Below are 3077 nucleotides of genomic sequence, written 5' to 3'. Positions count from 1 at the left end.
AGGTTACGGATGGTAACGTGGGGAGTACTCATGCTGATTGGTCTGCAAAAAGCAGTAATAAATTCAGAACTTCAGAATACCGTCAAGTCCCGAAAAAAGAAAAATCAGGTGCGGAATGACGGCTAAATTATTAGCAGATACGTTGGACGATATATTACGTTATTCTGGCGATAGCGCAGATGAAGCCTATATAACGTTAAAGAAAAATGCGAAGAATGCTCTATTGGAAGTTAAAGCGAGATTGGGTATTTCCGACAGTTATTATGCTAAAGCAAAACAAGTTGCGAATCGTGCGGACTGCTATGTGCATAAAAAACCGTGGCACGGTGTCGGCGTAGGTGCATCGTTAGGGTTAGTGCTTGGCCTGCTGTTGGCGCGCCGTTAACATTATTTTTCAATTGGTTACTGTGATAATGTGATTATTACCGTGCTGTTTTCTCACCTTTCTTGATACGCTGACTATATTTAGGAAAATATTATCTTGCTGTTATTATATTGCACGTGTGCAACGGAATAAATTCGTCACTTTTTTATCGAAGCTAAATATCTTTTTGATAAGCGAAGATTCTCATTTGTTTTTTCTGTGGGTGATTTTGTTTCTTCCTGGCTACCATATCTGCTACTGTGTTGCCGTCATTAACGTTACTCTTACCTGTAAATAATATCACTAAATGGATAAGTGCATTACTGCCTTGGGTTCGGGGTTGGTGCAGGTATTATCATCATACACGTCGGTTGAGATACTCTGCTGTATAAATCGGCATTGCCAGAATGCATGAAGATATTGAGGAGAACCATCAAGCATGAAGACGCCAAGGCCTCGATGGAACAGAGGCACCTTGCTTTCTTCCCGGCCATCTCTGCTTACTTCGGAGCAGAACAGACTGAGCCGCAAACACGCTTTACCCCAGTCATTGTCAAATGCATGGGGTGTTGAAGCGTTACAACTTGATGAGGAGGCGATACAGCATCAGTCTTTAACGCTAAAGCAACTGCGCCTGTGTTTGCCCGACGGTACGTGGATTGACTCTGCCGGCTTGCCCGCGCTTTCTTGTGCAGTACCGTTGGATCAACGTTTGGCACAACAGCTGCAACAGGTGGATGTGCTGTTGGCGCTCCCTTCCAACGGGCACCAGTGCGATCCGTTACCTCACCCTTCTCGTGTGCAGGAACCGCCTGCATTAGCCTATGGCGTGAAAACGCCGGATAGAGAACCCCGAGAAAACAGTGTGGCCGCGAGCTCTGCAATTTGTGTACGCTTTAGCGTTGATGAAAACCGTGATTATCAAACGTATCCCATTGCGCGACTTAATCGCAATGGGCAAGGACGTTGGGAAATCGATTCCTCGTTCATTCCACCGTTGCTAACGTTTTCCTCCTCGCCGATGCTGATGGCACAGTCGAAGCAACTGTTGTTGCGTTCTCGCATCAAACATCGCCGCCTGCTGGCGCTGCGTCATGAACATCCCAGAAAGCATGGACAGCCCGATATCCCGCTATTTTGGTTGTTGAATGTGTTAAATCGCTACGAGTCCGTGCTGAGTGAAGTTAGCCTGACAACTGCGTTGCATCCGGAATTGGTTTATCGCGAGCTGGTTAAATTAGCCGGGCCGCTGTTGCCCTATACGCCGGCGTGGAGCACGGCTGACATTCCCCGCTATGACCATTCTCGTCTTGGAGAGGTGTTTTCGTCTCTCTTTTCACTACTTAATGCGTTGCTTGAAACCTGCATACCTGCCAGAGCCGTGGAGATCGCGCTGAGGCGCGAAAAAGATCATCTGTGGGTCGGGCAGTTGCAACCGCATAATCTGGATTCCGTCTCTGAAATCTATCTTCTGGCACGCTCTTCCTGTCCTTGGCACCGGCTGCGCGCGCATATCATGACGCGGTGTGAGGTTGGCACACTGCATGCTGTCCATGTGCGCCAAGCCGCAGAGAGTCAGGACAAACCGTTACAACCGGTTAACCACATTCCTGCTGTTATTCCTTTGAATTGGGAAAACCTCTGCTTTAGCGTCGACCTTGAGCATTCTGGCGTGCAGGATGCGCTGGCTTCCGGGCACTGTGCTATCTCTGTGCCCGACCACTGTGGTGATTTATCGCTGAGGCTTTTCGCCGTGCTGAAGGAGTAAATTGTGACCTTCACTCTCAGAGTTCGGTATCAGACAGCCAATAAATCGCCTCATAAAGGCGCAGTGTCAGTGACGCCGGGTGCACGGGAGGATCATCATAGTTGCTCAGCAGCAGACGCCAGCGCTGGGGGAACTGCTGGTTAGGCAGCGCGTAATACTGTATTTCCCGGCTCAGGTTGGCGAGCACCAGCAACTGCTGTCCCTGCTAGCGGCGGCGATAGAACCAGAGGGTTGGATGCTCAGGGGCCAGGTCGTGATAGTCGCCATAGGTCAGCAGTGGAAGCGCTTTACGCAGGGCGATCAACCGTTGGTAGGTGTAAAACACCGAGTGCGGATCGGCAAGTGCCTGCGAAACGTTGATCTCCGCGTAACCTGTTCCGGGGGATATCCAGGGCGTACCTGACGTAAAGCCTGCCGACGGCGCAGCTGACCACTGCATCGGGCTGCGCCCATTATCGCGTGATTTGTGGGCAAGAATACGCAACACCTGTGCTGGCGTTTCACCTTTGGCGAGATGTTCCGCGTAGATATTCAGGCTCTCTATATCGCGATATTGCTCCAGGGTATCATAGCCGGGGTTGGTCATCCCGATCTCTTCCCCTTGATAAATATAGGGGGTACCCTGCATGCCGTGCAGCACCATCGCCAACATTTTGGCTGACGGTGTGCGATAGTCGCCCTCATCGCCAAAGCGAGAAACGATGCGTGGCTGATCGTGATTACACCAGAACAGCGCACTCCAGGCTTTATTATGCATACCGCGTTGCTAGGTATTGAACAACGCTTTCAACGCAACGAAATCCGGGGCTGCCAGCGTCCACCCGTCATTCCGCACCTACTTTAAGAATAAATTCGACGGTATCGCTCGCCGAGAACATCAACGATGGTCTTGTGAACAGAATTGAGGTTGGATACTTGTGGTGGTCTGTCACCAATACTGAACTC

At 50.3% G+C, this 3077-nt stretch carries 2 protein-coding genes and 1 pseudogene; 2 read left to right on the top strand and 1 reads right to left on the bottom strand.

The features are described from left to right. The first annotated feature begins 115 nt into the window (after window positions 1–115). Together ACTBDZ_RS16445 and tssK are read left to right on the top strand one after the other, a co-directional pair. Window positions 116–385 carry a glycine zipper domain-containing protein gene (locus tag ACTBDZ_RS16445; RefSeq protein WP_438816101.1) on the top strand — a complete coding sequence of 90 codons (270 nt, stop codon included), beginning with the start codon at window positions 116–118 and terminating at the stop codon, window positions 383–385. Between the two features lie 418 nt (window positions 386–803). Beyond that, window positions 804–2132 (top strand): type VI secretion system baseplate subunit TssK, encoded by a 1329-nt coding sequence (gene tssK / locus ACTBDZ_RS16440; RefSeq protein WP_438816100.1) that lies wholly within the window; start codon window positions 804–806, stop codon window positions 2130–2132. Between the two features lie 16 nt (window positions 2133–2148). On the opposite strand, the pseudogene ACTBDZ_RS16435 reads toward tssK, so the two are convergent. After that, window positions 2149–2952 (bottom strand): annotated as a pseudogene (locus ACTBDZ_RS16435) (alpha-amylase family glycosyl hydrolase); the annotation flags it as partial. Window positions 2953–3077: the final 125 nt, after the last annotated feature.

This window comes from Symbiopectobacterium sp., assembly GCF_051710365.1.
GTDB lineage: Bacteria > Pseudomonadota > Gammaproteobacteria > Enterobacterales > Enterobacteriaceae > Symbiopectobacterium.
This window is presented reverse-complemented; position numbering and strand designations above follow the sequence as displayed.

Bases quoted from the DNA above. Each gene is read 5' to 3' on its own strand.
- ACTBDZ_RS16445 (WP_438816101.1), top strand. From the start codon at position 116: ATGACGGCTAAATTATTAGCAGATACGTTGGACGATATATTACGTTAT.
- tssK (WP_438816100.1), top strand. From the start codon at position 804: ATGAAGACGCCAAGGCCTCGATGGAACAGAGGCACCTTGCTTTCTTCC.